The organism is Pseudomonas svalbardensis (genome assembly GCF_030053115.1).
GTDB lineage: Bacteria > Pseudomonadota > Gammaproteobacteria > Pseudomonadales > Pseudomonadaceae > Aquipseudomonas > Aquipseudomonas svalbardensis.
The window spans coordinates 6,214,764-6,230,791 of sequence record NZ_CP125619.1 but is presented as its reverse complement, the minus strand read 5'-3'; the positions used below and the strand labels follow the sequence as shown (position 1 = coordinate 6,230,791).

The window sequence follows — 16,028 nt, the reverse complement described above, 5'->3', positions numbered from 1 at the left end:
CTGACTGAGTTGCCGAGCAAACCGTTCCTGCGGGGCCATACAGCCTCCGCAGGAACCAGTTCTTGGCGTAATTTCTAGCATGGATTTGCACCGCGTAATGGACTTATGAACACAGACCACATTCACAGTGGAAAAATGGCAAGTCGAATGCAGGCGGTTGGTCAACACAAATACAACTAGCTGGTCAGTCCATGCAATTACGCTAGTTACTAATTTCTTCAACTCGATGAAGCAAATCAAGAATAGAAAGTCGAATTGAGTCAGTAGACTTGCGAGGTGATCGCGTTACTGCATGACCGCTTCCATTCTTGCGCGCAGGCTGCGATTATTTTTACACGCCGATACTCTTAATTTTTTGACCCTGAAAAGGCCGAGCGGTAAAGATCGTTATTCCTCTCGCGCAGGAGGGAACCCACGGTGGGTTCTGGGTGCGCAAACGCAGTATTGGCGTTAATTCACGACATCAAACCCCACGGCTGGGGGGTGGGTGTTGTAATAAAAAGCGCAATGAAAAGTGCGCTGTTAATAAGTGCTAATTACTTACTATAAAAGCCAGAGATAAAGAAGCGATGATTGATGAGAAAAAGTTGCCTGAAATTCCAACTAGAGTTTTTTTAAGAAAAACCTTTAGCATATTGGTTTTATATTGGAAGGGCGAAGAAAAGGTATTTGCCTGGGTGGCGACAATAAGCCTTGTTTTGTTGGCGCTCTCGGGAGTAGCAACAGCGCTGGCTTTTAATGAATGGTATAAACACTTTTATAATGCGATTCAAGAGCTGAATGGAGATCGGTTTTACTATTTGGTTTGGGTTTTTTTTGGGGTGGTAAGCTTTTCGGTACTAAGGTCAGTATTAATTTCTTACCTTGTAAATTTTCTTGCGTTAAAATGGCGAAAGTGGCTGACTAATTATTATATTGATTTGTGGGCCTTGCAAACGAACATGCCAAGTAAAGTGGCAAAGTTAGTTGATAACCCAGACCAGCGAATTGCAGAAGACATTAATAAGTTTACGTACGAATCAGTGGATTTAACTTGTGGATTGATCTACACGCTTGCTAGTGTGGTTTCATTTAGTGTTGTGCTTATCGGGATATCGGGCGAAGCCAATTTGTTTGGCTATAATATACCCTACTATATGTTTTGGGCCGCTATATTTTATGCCGTTATAGGGACGTATATAAGTCAAAAAATTGGATTTGTATTGGTGTCTCTTAGTAATAAGCAACAAAAGTCCGAGGCGGACTTTCGGTTTGATCTTATAAAGCTTAGGGGGAATGATGAGAATAGTCCTGAGGTAGCGAATAGCAATAAGTTGCATGTCATGACTGGGCGAAAACTGGATTCGTGCATTGCTAATATGAAAAATATTATAGCTGTAAAAATGCGACTTTCTATATTTACAGAAAGCTACGCTCAGCTTTCTTTGGTTTGCAGTAGCTTACTAGCTGCTCCACGTTTTTTTGCCGGAAAAATAACGTTTGGCGAATTAATGCAAGTAAATTCAGCGTTTGGCAACTTATATGAAAATTTGAGTTGGTTTATTAATGCCTATCATACGTTAGCTGACTGGAAAGCCACGACTGATCGACTGATTGCATTTGATAGGGCGTTAGCTTCACTTTCAAAAACAAAATGCTTTCCGTTGATCGATGGTTTTACGAGTATTGAACCGTCTCATAGAAATGATGCCGTCATGGACCGCTCACTTTAAAACTTAAACGTCATTTCATTTTTATATGGAATGAAGCATTTGATTGGATTATCACTATCAAACAGTCCCTAACGCGCCCTCAAGTTATCAATATTTAATGGTTTTATTTATAGTTTAACATTAACCTGCGCGGCATAAAAAATGAAAGCAAAAAGCCTAGAATGCCTCCCAGAGGTATTTGTTAACATTGACGTCTATAAAGTTCATAGCTCTAGCGTTGTTTTATATAATAAGTTACATGTTGATAATTCCAGCAATCTGACTGAGGCGGAAATTTTAGAAAGGTACAGTTATAGTACGAAGATTTCCGAGGCGAAGGGGAGCGAATCGACGATTCATAAAAAAAAGTTTTATGCGGAAAGATACGGCGGCGATCAAATTTCAAAAAATGGCGGTGGCGGTCGTTGCGGGTTCGATGGACTTTTTCAAATTAAGGGAATAGGCAGAACTCCACTAGTCGGCCTTAATACGGACGATGTACATTCTAACGGGATGTTAGATCTGGAGTCGGCAATTTATGAGGCTATCTGGGGAGAAATTATTAACTTGATTTTGCCACATGGAGCGGTACGGTCACTGGCAGTAATATGCCTCGATAGTACTTTTTCGTTGGATGGAAGGGTTCACCAGCAAGCGCTGCTCGTACGAGAAGCCGTTATAAGACCTGCGCACTTCGAAAGAGCCATTTATTTCAACGAACCTATCATCCCTGGAAAATTGTGCAACGATGCGCGCCGCGTTCGTGACTCAATTCAAAAAATAAATGAGTTCCTTCCACGCCCGCAGAAATCATGTTTTCAGCAAACAAACACAACTTCAATCTTATCGTTTAAAGAGGGGGTAATCGAACTTTCGAGAAAGTATGCAGAGCAATTTGCCGTCGCCCGCTCAAAAAATATAATGCATATGATGATGTCCTCTTCGAATATCGCCATAACGGGTGCCTGGCTGGATCTTAATAGCGTGACGGTAGTTTCCCATAAGTCAGTGAACGAAAAGAGGCTATATCAAACGTTCAATACAGAATATGCTTCAGTGTTAAATAGCTTGAAAAGCATTTGTTTTAATGCTGAAAAATACATGCAGGTTACCAAAAAACAATCCGCAGAAATAACAGATAGCGCATTGTCAAATTTTTCAACTGCATATGATTGCGAACTTAGAAAGTTTCTAATAATCCGCTCTGGCTTTCCACCCTGTGTAGTCGAATGGATGGTGCCGACTGTAGAATTTCAAGTTTATTCTAACAAACTTTTGAGTTTGATGGAGGACCAAGATTACGCGCTTCAAGATGAACAATTATTTGGTTGTTACAGATTTCATAATATAAAAGGGCTTCCGCACGTGGTCATTGAGGAGGTAGAAAATAGAGTTGATCATGATGTTGTCATAGAGTGGGATACAGACAATCTGTTTCTAAAAAATGAATTAGAAAATGCGTTCGAGAGCTTTTATCTGTTAGTAGTGTCAAATGTCAACATTAGCAAGCAGGCTCTAAATCGGCTGATTTGCATAAATTTAACGAGACGTTCTAAAACCCCAGCCCTTTTGCAGAATTTTAAGCTTTATCAATTGATTCTAGAGTGTATTAAGAAAAATAACGCTGGACCGAGATTGAAGCAGGATATCGAATTGCTTTCTCAAGAAGCATATGACACGGCCAGTATCTGCTTAGGGACAGACGAAGGCTATAATAGTTTGCTCTGGAAAGAAGGAGATAACACAATTGAGTATGATGGCTTGCTAGACGCATTTCGAATAATTCATGACCATCAAGAAATAATTCTGAGTTGGAAGGAAATGACATCTTCACTCGATAACCTACCGATAGTAAAAAACTGCGAACTGTTTTATGAAAATATAAAGGGGGTCTTGTTTGATGTATGATATAGCCACAGAGTGTCCATCTGAAGAGATTCGTAAGCAAGCGACCATGGTAGGGTTCGCGACTATGGTGCTTTTACAATCTCAAAAGTATTCATTGTTTCATATTTTAACGATAAAAATATGGCTTGAACAAGCAATCATGCTGGATCAGATTAAGTTTTATTTTGACTGGAATGGGCATCCAATAGGCTATGTTACTTGGGCTTACTTGGCTGGGGATGTCGAAAAACGTTTAGTCGAAGACCCTGATTTTGTTCTGCACTATTCAGAGTGGAATGAAGGTGGAAATGCATGGGTCATAGACTGTTGCATGCCAACCGGAAACGCGAAAGAAGGATTGCGTTATTTTTTTGAACACATTAGTGAAACCTACTCCGGATCGCTCTCATGGGCACGGCGAGGAAGCAATAATAAAGTTAGAAAGGTTAGTAGTATCGACATAAAAACCAGAAATTACACTTCAAAATGCGTATAGCTAATGTATCTAGGGTGTTGCCGCTGACCGAAAACTGCCCCAGTAAAGGCTGTTCTGCCGACTGAAAACTGACCCGGGTGCTCAACTACTTCTGCTCACTTTCCGAGCAGGAGAACACATGGTGATCAGCATGGAAATGTTGGGAAAAATTCGGAGGATGTACTTTCGCGACAAGCTGTCGTTGCACCAGATCGCCACGCACTTGAACGCCTGCCGATGGCTTCCTCGGTTGAGGATTACGAAGTTCTTCTGCCGTGGAACTGCTCGCCCGCATCGGTTACAACTGGATTCGACCCCATCAATTCAACGGTGGACTGGCGCCAGCTCGGGCCGAAGAAAAACTTAACGTCGTGTCCGGGATTAGTTGACCACTACACTCGTTGAAAGCCGGCGGCGAGCAAATCTATACGGCGTCTCACTCGCAATGCTTGACGAAACTCAGCACATAACCGGCTCCGGCGCATCAAAGGTAACTGACATTCTGTTGACGATGGCTGCTATCGGTCTTCCAGTAATATTCGTTTCTAACTACAGCCTCGTGCATAAGCTAATTCGCCGAAATAGCGAAGATAAACAGAGGCTCCTCTCGGAGCCTCGTATCATGCTGCCTGATCATCCTGAGAGCCAAGACTGGAAAGATTATGTAAGCGAGTGCATTCGGGTCTGCAATGGTCACATTCAGGTTGGGATTGATGACCTAACAACAGAGCTTTATCGTTCTACTTTTGGGATTAAGCGGCTTGCTGTACAGCTCCTTAAGATTGCTTACATAGAGTGCCGCAGCGCTGGCAGGAAATCTATAAAGCACGCCGATGTGAGTAAGGCATTCGTTCTAGTGCGTATTCAAGCAATTCGCAGGATGTCCAACAGCTACAGCTTCAGTCGCTGCAGCCTCGTATCACCGGCACCCATTTGGATCTGCGATGTCCATTCGATCTTCCAGTTGATAGAAATTCCAATGTCGTGAGTTTCGCTCGTGAGGATCGAAACAATCGCGTGAACGCAGTGGTCTTCGACTCAGCACTGAATGAAAAAGAGCGATTGGCAATGAAGCACATTGGGCTGTTACCAGGTGACGTTGCACGATCTAGCAAGCAAAACCGCCCTCCGCCGGTACCTAAGGTTTGAGATGAAGAAATGACAAAATCCTTTTTCGAAATCGTCGGCTCCTTAAAGCAGACAACGAAGCCGAGCAAACCTCGATGAAGGCGCCATCGCGAAACCGCGAGTCCAAATAGGATGGAGCGGAAGGAAGAGTAGAGATGCTCCATGAAAAAATCCTTTGATTTCAATTAGATGGCGCTGCGAGACAGTTTTTATTCCCTAGAGCTTCATGAACAAGTAGCTTTTCGGGTGGTTGAGACAGTTTTGCAGCGTTGTTTTTTCGTCCTGCGAACCGCGGAATGCGGGGCTTCGCAGGACAGTTTTTATTATCTAAATTCAATGGAGTGCTGAGCCGGTTCGCTCCCACAGGGGCTATCCGTGTGGCCTGAATTGACTTGGCGCCACACCGCTCCAGCGCACGAACGCATGACGGAAACTCGCGGTCTCGCTGAAACCCAATGCTTCGGCGATTTGATAGATCGCCAGTTGGTCCTCGCAGAGCATGCGTTTGGCCTGCTCGAACCGCAGCTCATCAAGCAATTCCTGATAGCTGCAGCCCAGATCCTTCAGGTGGCGACGCAAGGTGCGCGCCGAGCAATTCATCTGCTCGGCCAAACCTTCGAGGCCGGGCGCCGCATTCAACTGCGCGCTGAGTAGCTGGCGGATTCGTCCCAGCCACACCTGGCGTCCCGTGAACTCGGTGTTCTGTTTGCGGCAGCGTTCGGCCATGGCCTGATGGGTGATGGCGTCGGCCAGCGGCAGGGGGTGCTCCAGCCAGGCTTTGTCGAAGGCAAAGGCGTTGGACGCAGCGTCGAACTGCAAGGGGCAATCGAAACGTTCGGTGTAGCGTGCCTGATAGTCCGGTGCCGGGTATTCGAAGCGGGCGCCAAGCAGCGGCAACGGTTGGCCGAGCAGGTCTTCGCAAGTGACCTTCATCGAAACCAGGCAAAACTCGACATTGAATGGCGCCAGCGCAGGGTTTTCCCGATAGTCGCCAGCGGTGAGCCAGATGCGCTCGTTATCCTCTTCCAGGCTCAACTCGAACAGTGTTCCTAATAGCGCCGGATAGTGCAGTGCCAGCCGCAAGGCGTCACCTAAAGTGGCGCTGGTGAGTAAGGCGTACCCGAGCATGCCGTAGGACGAAACATGCATTCGCCGGCCCAGTTCCAGGCCGATATCACGCTTGAGCGCGACGGCATTGGCGCAGACCTGCATCTCCTGATTGGTGGTGATGCGCGTGTCCGCCCGGCTCAGATCCGCCGCGCTGATGCCGCTGCCGGCCAGCAGCGCTTCGCTGGACAAGCCCTCGGCCTTGAAGGTGTTGAGCACCAGGGAGACAGCGTTGAGGGTGGTGAGGTGGGAGTGCAACATGGGGTGTTCCAGCCTTGGGATGCTGGAACGCAGCAAGTTGTATGCCTGATGGAGATCCTGTGGGAGCGAGCCTGCTCGCGATGGCGGTGTGTCAGTCAGCATCATTGTTGGATGGACGACCGCTATCGCGAGCAGGCTCGCTCCCACAGGGTATTGCAGGGTGTCAGCTGAGTTCGCCGCACAGGTCGAGCTCTACAAGACGACGCACTTCAGCGTTATCCAGATTTGCACCCAGCAACGCGTGAAACTTGCCGAACACCGCTTCCCGCGTCATCCCACCACCGGACAACACACCGACACCACGCAGACGACTGCCAGCCTCGTAAACATCCAGCTCGACGCCACCTTCATGGCATTGGGTGACGGCTACAACCACAACACCCTTGTCCCGCGCCCGTTCCAGGCTGGCGAGAAACTCTGGAGTGTCGCTCGGCCCGGTACCGCTGCCGTAGCACTCCAGCACCAGGCCTTGAATGCCGCTGTCGAGCAGGCTGTCCAGTATCTCGGCGCCGATGCCGGGGAACAGCGGCAGCACAGCGACTTTCGCCAATTGCTTGGGCTGGTTGTAGGTCAGCGATGCCGGTATTGAAGTAGCCCTCTCACCGCCACCCTGACGCTCAAGACGCTTGAACGGATGGCGACCGAAACTGCGCACCTTCGCGCAACGGGTCGGGTCCAGCAGTTCGCCGTGGAAGTACAGATGAACGCCCGGCGCAAGGCCGTGACCCAAAGCAACCAGCGCGCCGCTGAGGTTTTCCCAGGCATCGCTGTCGGCTACGCCGGCCGGCAGCATGGAACCGGTGAACACCACGCGGGCATGCAGGCCGAGCAATTGAAAACTCATGGCCGCCGCGCTGTAAGCGAGGGTGTCGGTGCCATGCAGGATCAGCACGCTGTCGCAACCCTGGACATCGACAGCATCAACCACCGCTTCACGCAGTTGCTGCCAGTAAGCCGGGCTCATGTTGGCGCTATCGATCAGCGGCGACATCTCGCGAAAGCGCCACTGCGGCACGATAAGGTCAGGCTGGCTGTGCAGATATTCGCGCATCCGTGCTTCGAAACCGGACGCCGGGGCCAGGCCATGAGCGCTGGCTTGCATACCGATGGTGCCACCGGTGTAGAGCACCATGACGTGCTGGGCGGCAGGGTAGGTCGAGGAATTCATGGAGACTCTCCGAGAATAATGACTTCCCCTGTGGGAGCGAGTCTGCTCGCGAAAGCGGTATTTCAGCCGACATCAATGCCGTCTGACATTCCCTCTTCGCGAGCAGGCTCGCTCCCACATGGGATTGCGCACTTTAACCGATCAGCGTTGCGCTGCGGGTACGCCTTGCGGCTCAGCTTCAGCCTTGGTGGCGGCCGCTGGCGGATTGGCTGGCCAGGCTTTCAAGTCCAGGTCCAGATCCGGGAATTTGCTCGAATCGAACACGGGCGTCTTGATGCCGGCCGCGCGCTGGTCATCGTAGTCACGCAGGATGCGCATGCCGACTTTGAACAGCAGGAACAGCGCGATCAGGTTCACGAACGCCAGCAGGGTCATGGTGATGTCGGCGAACGCGAACACCGTACCCAGGTTCTCGATCGCACCCCAGTAGATCAACACCAGTACCAGTGCGCGGTAGCCGATCAGCGCCTTGCGGTTTTCACCGATCAGGAACCGCAGGTTGTTCTCGCCCAGGTAGTAGTTGTAGAGAATCGAGGTGAACACGAACAACGACAGGGCCACGGAAATGAAACTCCGGCCCCAGTCACCGACGACGGCGGCGAGCGAATTCTGGGTCAGGGCAATGCCGTCGCCTTCGAAGCCTGGTGTGTAAAAGCCCGAGAGCAGGATCAGCAACGCGGTGCAGGTGCAGATCACAAAGGTGTCGAGGAACACGCTGAACGCCTGAACCACACCTTGCGAAACCGGGTGCTCGACCGAGGCCACAGCGGCCACGTTTGGCGCACTGCCCAGGCCCGCTTCGTTGGCGAACACGCCACGCTTCACGCCCATGACGATGGCACTGCCGATCAGGCCGCCGAAGGCCTGGTCGAGACCAAAGGCGCTTTTGACGATGGTCATCAACATGCCCGGAACGTGGTCGAATTGCAGCACGATCACGTAGATGGTCACGCCGATGTACACCAGGGTTTTCACCGGCACCAACAGGTCAGCGACCTTGGCGATCCGCTTGATACCACCGATGAACACCAGACCCAGCAACACCGCCAGGGCCAGGCCCGTGTAAGTGGGGTCGAGGTCGAAAGCGTTTTTCAGCGAGTGGGTCACGGCGTGGGATTGCAGACCGTTGAAGGCGAAGCCGAAGGTGATCAGCAGCAGAAACGCCATGATCATGCCCAGCCAGCGTTTCTGCAGGCCGTGCTGGATGTAATAGGACGGGCCGCCACGGTACGTGCCGTCGGAATCGCAGCGCTTGTAGAGCTGGCCGAGGGAGCATTCGAAGAAGCTGCTGGACATACCGACCAACGCGGTCACCCACATCCAGAACACCGCACCCGGACCACCCAGAGTTACCGCGATGCCGACACCGGCGATGTTGCCCGCACCGACGCGGCCGGCGAGGCTGAGCATCAATGCCTGGAACGAACTGAGTTGACCGGCGCTGCTTTTCAGGCTGTCGCGGAACACCGCGAACATGTGGAAAAAGTGGCGCAATTGAACGAAACGCGAGCGGATCGTGAAGTAGCTACCGAGCCCGACAATGAGCACGATCAGTACTTTCCCTGAGAGGAAGTCGTTAATGACTTCGAGCATGGATTATTCCTCGCTGTTTTTTGTTTAGGCAAATGCTGGAGGGGCAGAAATATCGCGTTACACCGGCTTGCGCGTGGCACAACAGGTGAGGCGAAGATTCGTCCCGGTTCCATATCGCAGGTTGTTATTAGTTCGGGTTTCGCATGGGTTTGGGCCTCGTTACCGACGACCGCTCACGCGAAGAGGGGCGGCACTATACCTATGAGCGTGCCGTCCGTCTGCACGGTTGTGGTGCAAGCGACGAAACGAGGTCCCTTTCTTTTGTCGAAGCATGGCTTGCCAGCGATGGCGATCTTGAAGGCGCCATCGCCGGCAAGCCGTGCTCCTACAGAAGTCGAGCCAGGCACGACCTATACGGTCGGGCCTGCAAATCATTAAAAAAAAGGGCTTGGGGAATGAATCCCCAAGCCCTCAAAAGGTGAGAGGTGTCTAGTCCCTCGACCTGGTGAGCGTGGCGCTTCGTGCTCTTCGTTAAAAGAGCAAGCGCCGGCGTTGCGTTCGGTTAAGCCTTCAGAGGTACCAGACGCGGAGCAATCATGTTTTCCGGGCGCAGGATGTCGGCGAGCATTTCGTCGTCGAGCAAGCCTTCTTCGCGCACCAGTTCCAGCACGCCGCGGCCGCTTTCGAGGGCGATACGGGCGATACGGGTGGCGTTTTCATAGCCGATGTACGGGTTCAGCGCGGTGACCAGGCCGATCGAGTGCTCGACCAGTTCGCGGCAGCGCTCTTCGTTGGCGGTGATGCCGACGATGCAGTGCTCGCGCAGCATGTCCATGGCGCGTTGCAGCAGGCGGATCGAGTCGAAGATCTTGAATGCGATCAGCGGCTCCATCACGTTCAGTTGCAGTTGGCCGCCTTCGGCTGCGATGGTCAGGGCCAGGTCGTTTCCGATGATCTGGAACGCCACCTGGTTAACCGCTTCCGGGATAACCGGGTTGACCTTGCCTGGCATGATCGAGCTGCCTGGCTGACGCGCCGGCAGGTTGATTTCATTGATGCCGGTGCGTGGGCCGCTGGACAGCAGGCGCAGGTCGTTGCAGATCTTCGACAGCTTGACCGCGGTGCGCTTGAGCATGCCGGAGAACAGCACGAAGGCGCCCATGTCGGAGGTGGCTTCGATCAGGTCGGCGGCCGGAACCAGCGGTTGACCGCTGATCAGGGCCAGACGCTGAACGGCCAAGAGTTGGTAGCGCGGGTCGGCGTTGATGCCGGTGCCAATCGCGGTGCCGCCCAGGTTCACTTCGGTCAGCAGCTCAGGGGCCAGTGTCTTCAGACGCGCCAGGTCTTCGCTCAATGTGGTGGCGAAGGCGCGGAATTCCTGGCCGAGGGTCATCGGCACGGCGTCTTGCAGCTGGGTACGGCCCATCTTCAATACGTGGCTGAACTCCTGGCCCTTGGCGGCGAACGCCTGGATCAGGCTGTCGAGGCTGGCCAGCAGCGCGTCGTGACCCAGCAGCAGACCCAGACGGATCGCGGTCGGGTAGGCGTCGTTGGTCGACTGCGCCATGTTCACGTCGTTGTTCGGGTGCAGGTATTGGTATTCGCCCTTCTGGTGACCCATGGCCTCCAGCGCGATGTTGGCGATGACTTCGTTGGCATTCATGTTGGTTGAAGTGCCAGCGCCGCCTTGAATCATGTCCACCACGAACTCTTCGTGGAAATCGCCGCGGATCAAACGTGCACAGGCTTCGCTGATGGCAGCGTGCTTGGCTTCGCTCAGGTGACCCAGCTCGCGGTTGGCGTCAGCGGCGGCCTGTTTGACCATCGCCAGACCAACGACCAGTTTCGGGTAATGCGAAATCGGAACGCCGGAGAGACGGAAGTTGTTCACCGCTCGCAGGGTCTGGATGCCGTAATACGCTTGAGCAGGTACTTCGAGTACGCCAAGCAGGTCTTTTTCTGTGCGGAAAGATGCAGCGGAAGACATGATAGAAATCATCTCGATAGGGACCCGGTCTGTGCCGGAACACTGCAAATGCTAGGCTTGTGGAGAATTTTGGGCCAATGCTGTTAAACACTAGCCTATGCACATTCGGCATAATGCCCGTGTGACGCCGTGTCTGCGGCGAGCGTGTGACCTAAATTGGTGCGTGTCCGGGAGGCCGTGATGAACCTTGAAAGTAAATGGCTTGAGGACTTTAGTGCTCTGGCCGCCACCCGCAGCTTCTCCCAGGCTGCCGAACGACGCTTCGTGACTCAGCCGGCGTTCAGTCGACGGATCCGCAGCCTTGAAGCCGCGCTGGGGCTGACCCTGGTCAATCGCTCGCGCACGCCGATCGAGCTGACAGCGGCGGGGCAGCTGTTTCTGGTCACCGCGCGGACGGTGGTCGAGCAGCTCGGTGAAGTGTTGCGTCACCTTCATCACCTGGAAGGCGGGCAGGGCGAGGTGATGCAGGTTTCTGCTGCTCACTCCCTGGCGCTGGGTTTCTTCCCGCGCTGGATCGCGCAGCTGCGTAATGAAGGCCTGAACATCGCGACGCGCCTGGTGGCAACCAACGTCGGTGATGCCGTGCATGCCCTGCGTGAAGGCGGTTGCGATCTGATGTTGGCGTTCTACGACCCGGATGCCGCGATGCAGATGGACCCGGAAATCTTCCCGTCGCTGCACCTTGGCGACACCGAAATGCTCCCGGTCTGCGCGGCTGATGCCGACGGTAAGCCACTGTTCGATCTGGAAGGCGAAGGCAGTGTGCCGCTGCTCGCCTACAGCGCCGGTGCATTTCTCGGGCGTTCGGTGAACATGCTGCTGCGCCAGCGCGCGTTGCGCTTCACCACCATCTACGAAACCGCCATGGCCGACAGTCTTAAAAGCATGGCGCTGGAAGGATTGGGCATTGCCTGGGTGCCGAAGCTCAGCGTGCGCGCCGAACTGGCTCGGGGTGAACTGGTGGTTTGCGGCGGCCCGCAGTGGCATGTGCCGCTGGAGATTCGCCTGTACCGCTGCGCCTTGGTGCGCAAGGCGAATGTGCGGTTGTTGTGGCGCAAGCTCGAGGGCGGAGCAGCAAGTGGCAATCAGTAAGCTGGTGAAGGCAGAGGCATGCTTTTTTGTGCCTCTGCCCATATCAGAGTTGGAGCATCAAGCTCTGTGATTCAGATAATTTTTTATGTTTTGTCGGTTAGTCGGGCTGAAGTTATAGCAAATGGATCGGAGTACATTTCGCTGTGGTGTCATATACGTTTCGCACCACCAACCGTTGTATTGAACTTTCGAGTCTTCATGTTTGGCGCCTAATAAATGGCCGATCTCATGACCCACTGTTATGAAACTGGTCGTTGATGCAATTGCAAAGGTTCCAGCGCCAAATGGGGGCCAGAGAAGTGCAGCACCTCCAGTCTTGTCATTCAAATGATCTTTAGTGACCAAAATAACCTTGGTCAATGAGTTTGTCTGGAAACCTTCTTTTCTAGCCTCGTCCAGAAATTTTATACCCAGGGCCTCCCAGCGCCTCAGGGTCTGCATTTCGTCATCGCCCTTGTAATTGAAGTTGCTGTAGGGCGAGCCGCCACCAAAGACAATGTTGACCCTCAGGTCGGTGAAGCTTTCCAGCTCTTTTACAAAAGGTTGGAAATGATCGGCATAAATCGTCTCTTTCGTTGAAGCGGGTACGTCTTCGTGAATCATAGCGAAAATCATAAGATCTTTTATCTGTGACGGCTTGGTAGTTGGAGTCATCCTTGAATCCTTATTAAAAAACATCTCGGTTCTGATTAGGTTCGAGAGATTTCTTGTTGTGTTTGTTAGTTGTGTTGGTTGGTGGTTACGATAGTCAAACTAACTAGGGTGCGGCGCTTTGGCGAGTTAATCTATATGTCACTTTATTGCGATATGACTAGCCGCTACCAATAACCTTAGTTGTAATTTCGTGGAGTAGAGGTTGTGCGTTGGGATATCTTAATAAGCCTATGGGGGCAGGCTGAATCGACTGACTTTTGAGTCAATAAACTTGCCGCATTGAATCAATTGACAGATGGTCGCTATGGGGGCTGTTTATCTGCTTCATTGAGGTATACTGCGCGGCCTTCGGCCGGTTCGCCCGGCCATAATTCATACAATCAAGCCACGCATTTTGCGTGGCTTGTTTGTTTTTTGACGCGCCTGCGGGCGCCCAGAGAGAAGAGGCACGACGATGAGTGCACTGGTTGGCGTGATCATGGGCTCCAAGTCCGATTGGTCCACCCTTAGCCACACCGCCGATATGCTGGAAAAGCTCGGCATTCCTTACGAGGTGAAAGTGGTCTCTGCCCACCGCACCCCGGACCTGCTCTTCCAGTACGCCGAAGAGGCTGAGGCGCGTGGCATCGAGGTGATCATCGCCGGTGCCGGCGGCGCGGCCCACTTGCCAGGCATGTGTGCGGCCAAGACCCACCTGCCGGTGCTGGGCGTGCCGGTGCAGTCGTCGATGCTCTCGGGCGTCGATTCGCTGCTGTCTATCGTGCAGATGCCCGCGGGCATTCCGGTCGCCACCCTGGCCATCGGCAAGGCCGGCGCGATCAACGCAGCGTTGCTGTCGGCGAGCATCCTCGGCGCCAAGCACCCGCAGTTCCACGCGGTGCTGAAAAAATTCCGCGCTGAGCAGACAGACAGCGTCCTGGAAAATCCAGACCCACGCATCGCCTGAGGTTGTTGACGATGAAGATCGGTGTAATCGGTGGCGGCCAGTTGGGTCGCATGTTGGCGCTGGCGGGCACTCCGCTGGGCATGAACTTCGCTTTCCTGGACCCCGCGCCGGATGCTTGCGCAGCCGCGTTGGGCGAGCACCTGCGGGCCGATTACGGCGATCAGGATCACCTGCGTCAGCTGGCCGATGAAGTCGATCTGGTGACTTTCGAGTTCGAAAGCGTCCCGGCCGAAACCGTGGCCTTCCTGTCGCAGTTCGTCCCGGTCTACCCGAGCGCCGAAGCCCTGCGCATCGCCCGTGATCGCTGGTTCGAGAAGAGCATGTTCAAGGACCTGGGGATTCCTACCCCGGCGTTCGCTGACATTCAGTCACAAGCTGATCTGGACGCCGCCGTGGTTTCTATTGGTCTGCCGGCCGTGCTGAAAACCCGCACCCTGGGTTACGACGGCAAGGGCCAGAAAGTCCTGCGCAAGCCTGAAGACGTGGTCGGTACGTTCGCCGAACTGGGCAGCGTGGCCTGCCTGCTGGAAGGTTTCGTGCCGTTCACCGGTGAAGTCTCGTTGATCGCCGTGCGCGCTCGCGATGGCGAAACCAGGTTCTATCCGCTGGTTCACAACACCCACGACAGCGGCATCCTCAAACTGTCCGTGGCCAGCACCGACCACCCGCTGCAAGCCTTGGCGGAAGACTATTCCAGCCGCGTGCTCAAGCAACTGAATTACGTTGGCGTGATGGCGTTCGAGTTCTTTGAAGTCGACGGTGGCCTCAAGGCCAACGAGATCGCCCCGCGTGTGCATAACTCGGGGCACTGGACCACTGAAGGTGCCGAGTGCAGCCAATTCGAAAACCACCTGCGGGCCGTTGCCGGTCTGCCGCTGGGTTCGACGGCCAAGGTCGGCGAGAGCGCGATGCTCAACTTCATCGGTAAAGTGCCGGAGACCGAGAAAGTTCTGGCCATTGCCGATTGCCACCTGCATCACTATGGCAAGGCGTTCAAGGTCGGCCGCAAGGTCGGTCACGCCAATCTGCGCTGTGCAGACCGTGATACGTTGGCTGCGCAGATCCTCAAGGTCGAAGCGCTCATCGCCGAATAGTTTCATGCGGCAGCGGCGGAACCATTCAGGGGCCGCCGTTCTCTCATGGCAGGATGCCAAAGTCTGACTAGGCTTTCGCATAGCCAAACCAATCAGAGGGAAATGCCATGGGAATTATCGGAACCATCTTTATCGGCTTGATCGTCGGCCTGCTGGCTCGGTTCTTGAAACCGGGCGACGACGGCATGGGCTGGATCATGACCATCCTGCTCGGTATCGGCGGTTCGCTGGCGGCCACATACGGCGGCCAGGCCCTGGGTATCTACCGCGCTGGCGAAGGCGCAGGTTTCATCGGTGCGCTGGTGGGCGCGGTGGTATTGCTGGTGATCTACGGCCTGATCAAAAAAAGGACCTGATTGAAGTGACAAAGCCCTCTCTGCGCCATCGCCGGAGAGGGCTAGAATGCTCGGCGTTACACCGTCCTTTCCTTTGCCGAGCACTTTCATGCGCCGTCTTCTATTGACTATTCTATTCTTGGGCAGTGGTTTGGCCCACGCCGGCGAAATGCCGGAAACCGACTGGCTCGAACTGATGCCCAAGTCGGACCAGAAAGCCCTCGAGGCCATGCCCGAAATCGACCACAACTCCCCCGAAGCCAATGGCACCTTTACCCAAAAGGGTGGCATGAAGCAGAGCAAGGGCTTGCCGGCGGTGATGTATTCGACCAAAACCGTGCCGTCGATGAACGACAAGAACATCCGCATCGGTGGTTATCCGGTGCCGCTGGAGTCCGACGCCAAGGGCCGCAGCACACTGTTCTTCCTCGTGCCGTATCCGGGCGCCTGCATCCACGTGCCGCCGCCGCCACCTAATCAATTGGTGTTGGTGCGTTATCCGAAAGGTTTGAAGCTGAATGACATCTATACACCGCTGTGGGTGACCGGCACGCTGAAGGTCGAGAAGGTCAACAACGACCTGGCTGATGCAGCGTATGCGCTGGATGCGTCGAAGGTGCAGGTGGTGCAGGAGTCGGATTTGTAGGAGATCCAAATGTGGGAGCGGGTT

The 16,028-nt window shown here is 53.5% G+C and carries 14 protein-coding genes; 9 read left to right on the top strand and 5 right to left on the bottom strand.

The window, feature by feature from the left end:
• The first annotated feature begins 569 nt into the window (after positions 1-569).
• The 4 genes from QFX16_RS28940 to QFX16_RS28925 all read left to right on the top strand — a co-directional run bounded on the left by QFX16_RS28940 (position 570) and on the right by QFX16_RS28925 (position 5,041).
• Entirely contained in the window at positions 570-1,712 is a 1,143-nt protein-coding gene (locus QFX16_RS28940) for an SbmA/BacA-like family transporter (RefSeq protein ID WP_283182256.1), read from the top strand.
• Between the two features lie 141 nt (positions 1,713-1,853).
• The gene (locus QFX16_RS28935) at positions 1,854-3,599 is read left to right on the top strand and encodes a hypothetical protein (RefSeq protein ID WP_283182255.1); all 1,746 of its coding nucleotides are present in this window, start codon (positions 1,854-1,856) and stop codon (positions 3,597-3,599) included.
• Complete coding sequence (locus tag QFX16_RS28930; RefSeq protein WP_283182254.1) at positions 3,592-4,074, top strand: toxin-activating lysine-acyltransferase; 483 nt, start codon at positions 3,592-3,594, stop codon at positions 4,072-4,074. The genes QFX16_RS28935 and QFX16_RS28930 overlap by 8 nt, the downstream gene beginning before the upstream one ends.
• Before the next feature lie 424 nt (positions 4,075-4,498).
• Entirely contained in the window at positions 4,499-5,041 is a 543-nt protein-coding gene (locus QFX16_RS28925) for a hypothetical protein (protein WP_283182253.1), read from the top strand.
• A gap of 509 nt (positions 5,042-5,550) precedes the next feature.
• Here the strand turns inward: QFX16_RS28925 and QFX16_RS28920 are convergent.
• The 4 genes from QFX16_RS28920 to aspA form a co-directional block, all read right to left on the bottom strand.
• The gene (locus tag QFX16_RS28920; protein WP_283182252.1) at positions 5,551-6,549 is read right to left on the bottom strand and encodes an AraC family transcriptional regulator; all 999 of its coding nucleotides are present in this window, start codon (positions 6,547-6,549) and stop codon (positions 5,551-5,553) included.
• A 163-nt stretch (positions 6,550-6,712) separates the two neighbouring features.
• Positions 6,713-7,717, bottom strand: coding sequence for an asparaginase (locus tag QFX16_RS28915; RefSeq protein WP_283182251.1), 1,005 nt, complete (start codon positions 7,715-7,717; stop codon positions 6,713-6,715).
• Between the two features lie 141 nt (positions 7,718-7,858).
• Positions 7,859-9,310, bottom strand: a complete 1,452-nt coding sequence (locus tag QFX16_RS28910; RefSeq protein WP_283182250.1) for an alanine/glycine:cation symporter family protein — start codon at positions 9,308-9,310, stop codon at positions 7,859-7,861.
• A gap of 502 nt (positions 9,311-9,812) precedes the next feature.
• Positions 9,813-11,237 carry an aspartate ammonia-lyase gene (gene aspA / locus QFX16_RS28905; RefSeq protein ID WP_283182249.1) on the bottom strand — a complete coding sequence of 475 codons (1,425 nt, stop codon included), beginning with the start codon at positions 11,235-11,237 and terminating at the stop codon, positions 9,813-9,815.
• 180 nt (positions 11,238-11,417) lie between these two features.
• Between aspA and QFX16_RS28900 the strand changes: the two genes are divergently transcribed.
• A complete protein-coding gene (locus tag QFX16_RS28900) occupies positions 11,418-12,329 on the top strand; it encodes a LysR substrate-binding domain-containing protein (RefSeq protein ID WP_283182248.1) in 912 nt (303 codons plus the stop codon).
• Positions 12,330-12,386: 57 nt separating this feature from the next.
• On the opposite strand, the gene QFX16_RS28895 is transcribed toward QFX16_RS28900, so the two are convergent.
• Positions 12,387-12,983, bottom strand: coding sequence for a zinc metalloprotease (locus tag QFX16_RS28895; protein ID WP_283182247.1), 597 nt, complete (start codon positions 12,981-12,983; stop codon positions 12,387-12,389).
• Positions 12,984-13,437: 454 nt separating this feature from the next.
• Here QFX16_RS28895 and purE point away from each other — a divergent pair, with 454 nt between their 5' ends.
• From purE to QFX16_RS28875, 4 genes are all read left to right on the top strand, one after another.
• Complete coding sequence (gene purE / locus QFX16_RS28890; protein ID WP_008150032.1) at positions 13,438-13,929, top strand: 5-(carboxyamino)imidazole ribonucleotide mutase; 492 nt, start codon at positions 13,438-13,440, stop codon at positions 13,927-13,929.
• Positions 13,930-13,940: 11 nt separating this feature from the next.
• Complete coding sequence (locus QFX16_RS28885) at positions 13,941-15,023, top strand: 5-(carboxyamino)imidazole ribonucleotide synthase (RefSeq protein WP_283182246.1); 1,083 nt, start codon at positions 13,941-13,943, stop codon at positions 15,021-15,023.
• Positions 15,024-15,130: 107 nt separating this feature from the next.
• Positions 15,131-15,379: a GlsB/YeaQ/YmgE family stress response membrane protein gene (locus QFX16_RS28880; RefSeq protein WP_283182245.1), complete on the top strand. Its 249-nt coding sequence runs from the start codon at positions 15,131-15,133 to the stop codon at positions 15,377-15,379.
• Between the two features lie 88 nt (positions 15,380-15,467).
• Complete coding sequence (locus QFX16_RS28875) at positions 15,468-16,004, top strand: DUF3299 domain-containing protein (RefSeq protein ID WP_283182244.1); 537 nt, start codon at positions 15,468-15,470, stop codon at positions 16,002-16,004.
• Positions 16,005-16,028: the final 24 nt, after the last annotated feature.

Excerpts from the sequence above, each read along its gene's own strand:
- QFX16_RS28940 (WP_283182256.1), top strand. The coding sequence starts at position 570 with ATGATTGATGAGAAAAAGTTGCCTGAAATTCCAACTAGAGTTTTTTTA.
- QFX16_RS28935 (WP_283182255.1), top strand. The coding sequence starts at position 1,854 with ATGAAAGCAAAAAGCCTAGAATGCCTCCCAGAGGTATTTGTTAACATT.
- QFX16_RS28930 (WP_283182254.1), top strand. The coding sequence starts at position 3,592 with ATGTATGATATAGCCACAGAGTGTCCATCTGAAGAGATTCGTAAGCAA.
- QFX16_RS28925 (WP_283182253.1), top strand. The coding sequence starts at position 4,499 with ATGCTTGACGAAACTCAGCACATAACCGGCTCCGGCGCATCAAAGGTA.
- QFX16_RS28920 (WP_283182252.1), bottom strand. The coding sequence starts at position 6,549 with ATGTTGCACTCCCACCTCACCACCCTCAACGCTGTCTCCCTGGTGCTC.
- QFX16_RS28915 (WP_283182251.1), bottom strand. The coding sequence starts at position 7,717 with ATGAATTCCTCGACCTACCCTGCCGCCCAGCACGTCATGGTGCTCTAC.
- QFX16_RS28910 (WP_283182250.1), bottom strand. The coding sequence starts at position 9,310 with ATGCTCGAAGTCATTAACGACTTCCTCTCAGGGAAAGTACTGATCGTG.
- aspA (WP_283182249.1), bottom strand. The coding sequence starts at position 11,237 with ATGTCTTCCGCTGCATCTTTCCGCACAGAAAAAGACCTGCTTGGCGTA.
- QFX16_RS28900 (WP_283182248.1), top strand. The coding sequence starts at position 11,418 with ATGAACCTTGAAAGTAAATGGCTTGAGGACTTTAGTGCTCTGGCCGCC.
- QFX16_RS28895 (WP_283182247.1), bottom strand. The coding sequence starts at position 12,983 with ATGACTCCAACTACCAAGCCGTCACAGATAAAAGATCTTATGATTTTC.
- purE (WP_008150032.1), top strand. The coding sequence starts at position 13,438 with ATGAGTGCACTGGTTGGCGTGATCATGGGCTCCAAGTCCGATTGGTCC.
- QFX16_RS28885 (WP_283182246.1), top strand. The coding sequence starts at position 13,941 with ATGAAGATCGGTGTAATCGGTGGCGGCCAGTTGGGTCGCATGTTGGCG.
- QFX16_RS28880 (WP_283182245.1), top strand. The coding sequence starts at position 15,131 with ATGGGAATTATCGGAACCATCTTTATCGGCTTGATCGTCGGCCTGCTG.
- QFX16_RS28875 (WP_283182244.1), top strand. The coding sequence starts at position 15,468 with ATGCGCCGTCTTCTATTGACTATTCTATTCTTGGGCAGTGGTTTGGCC.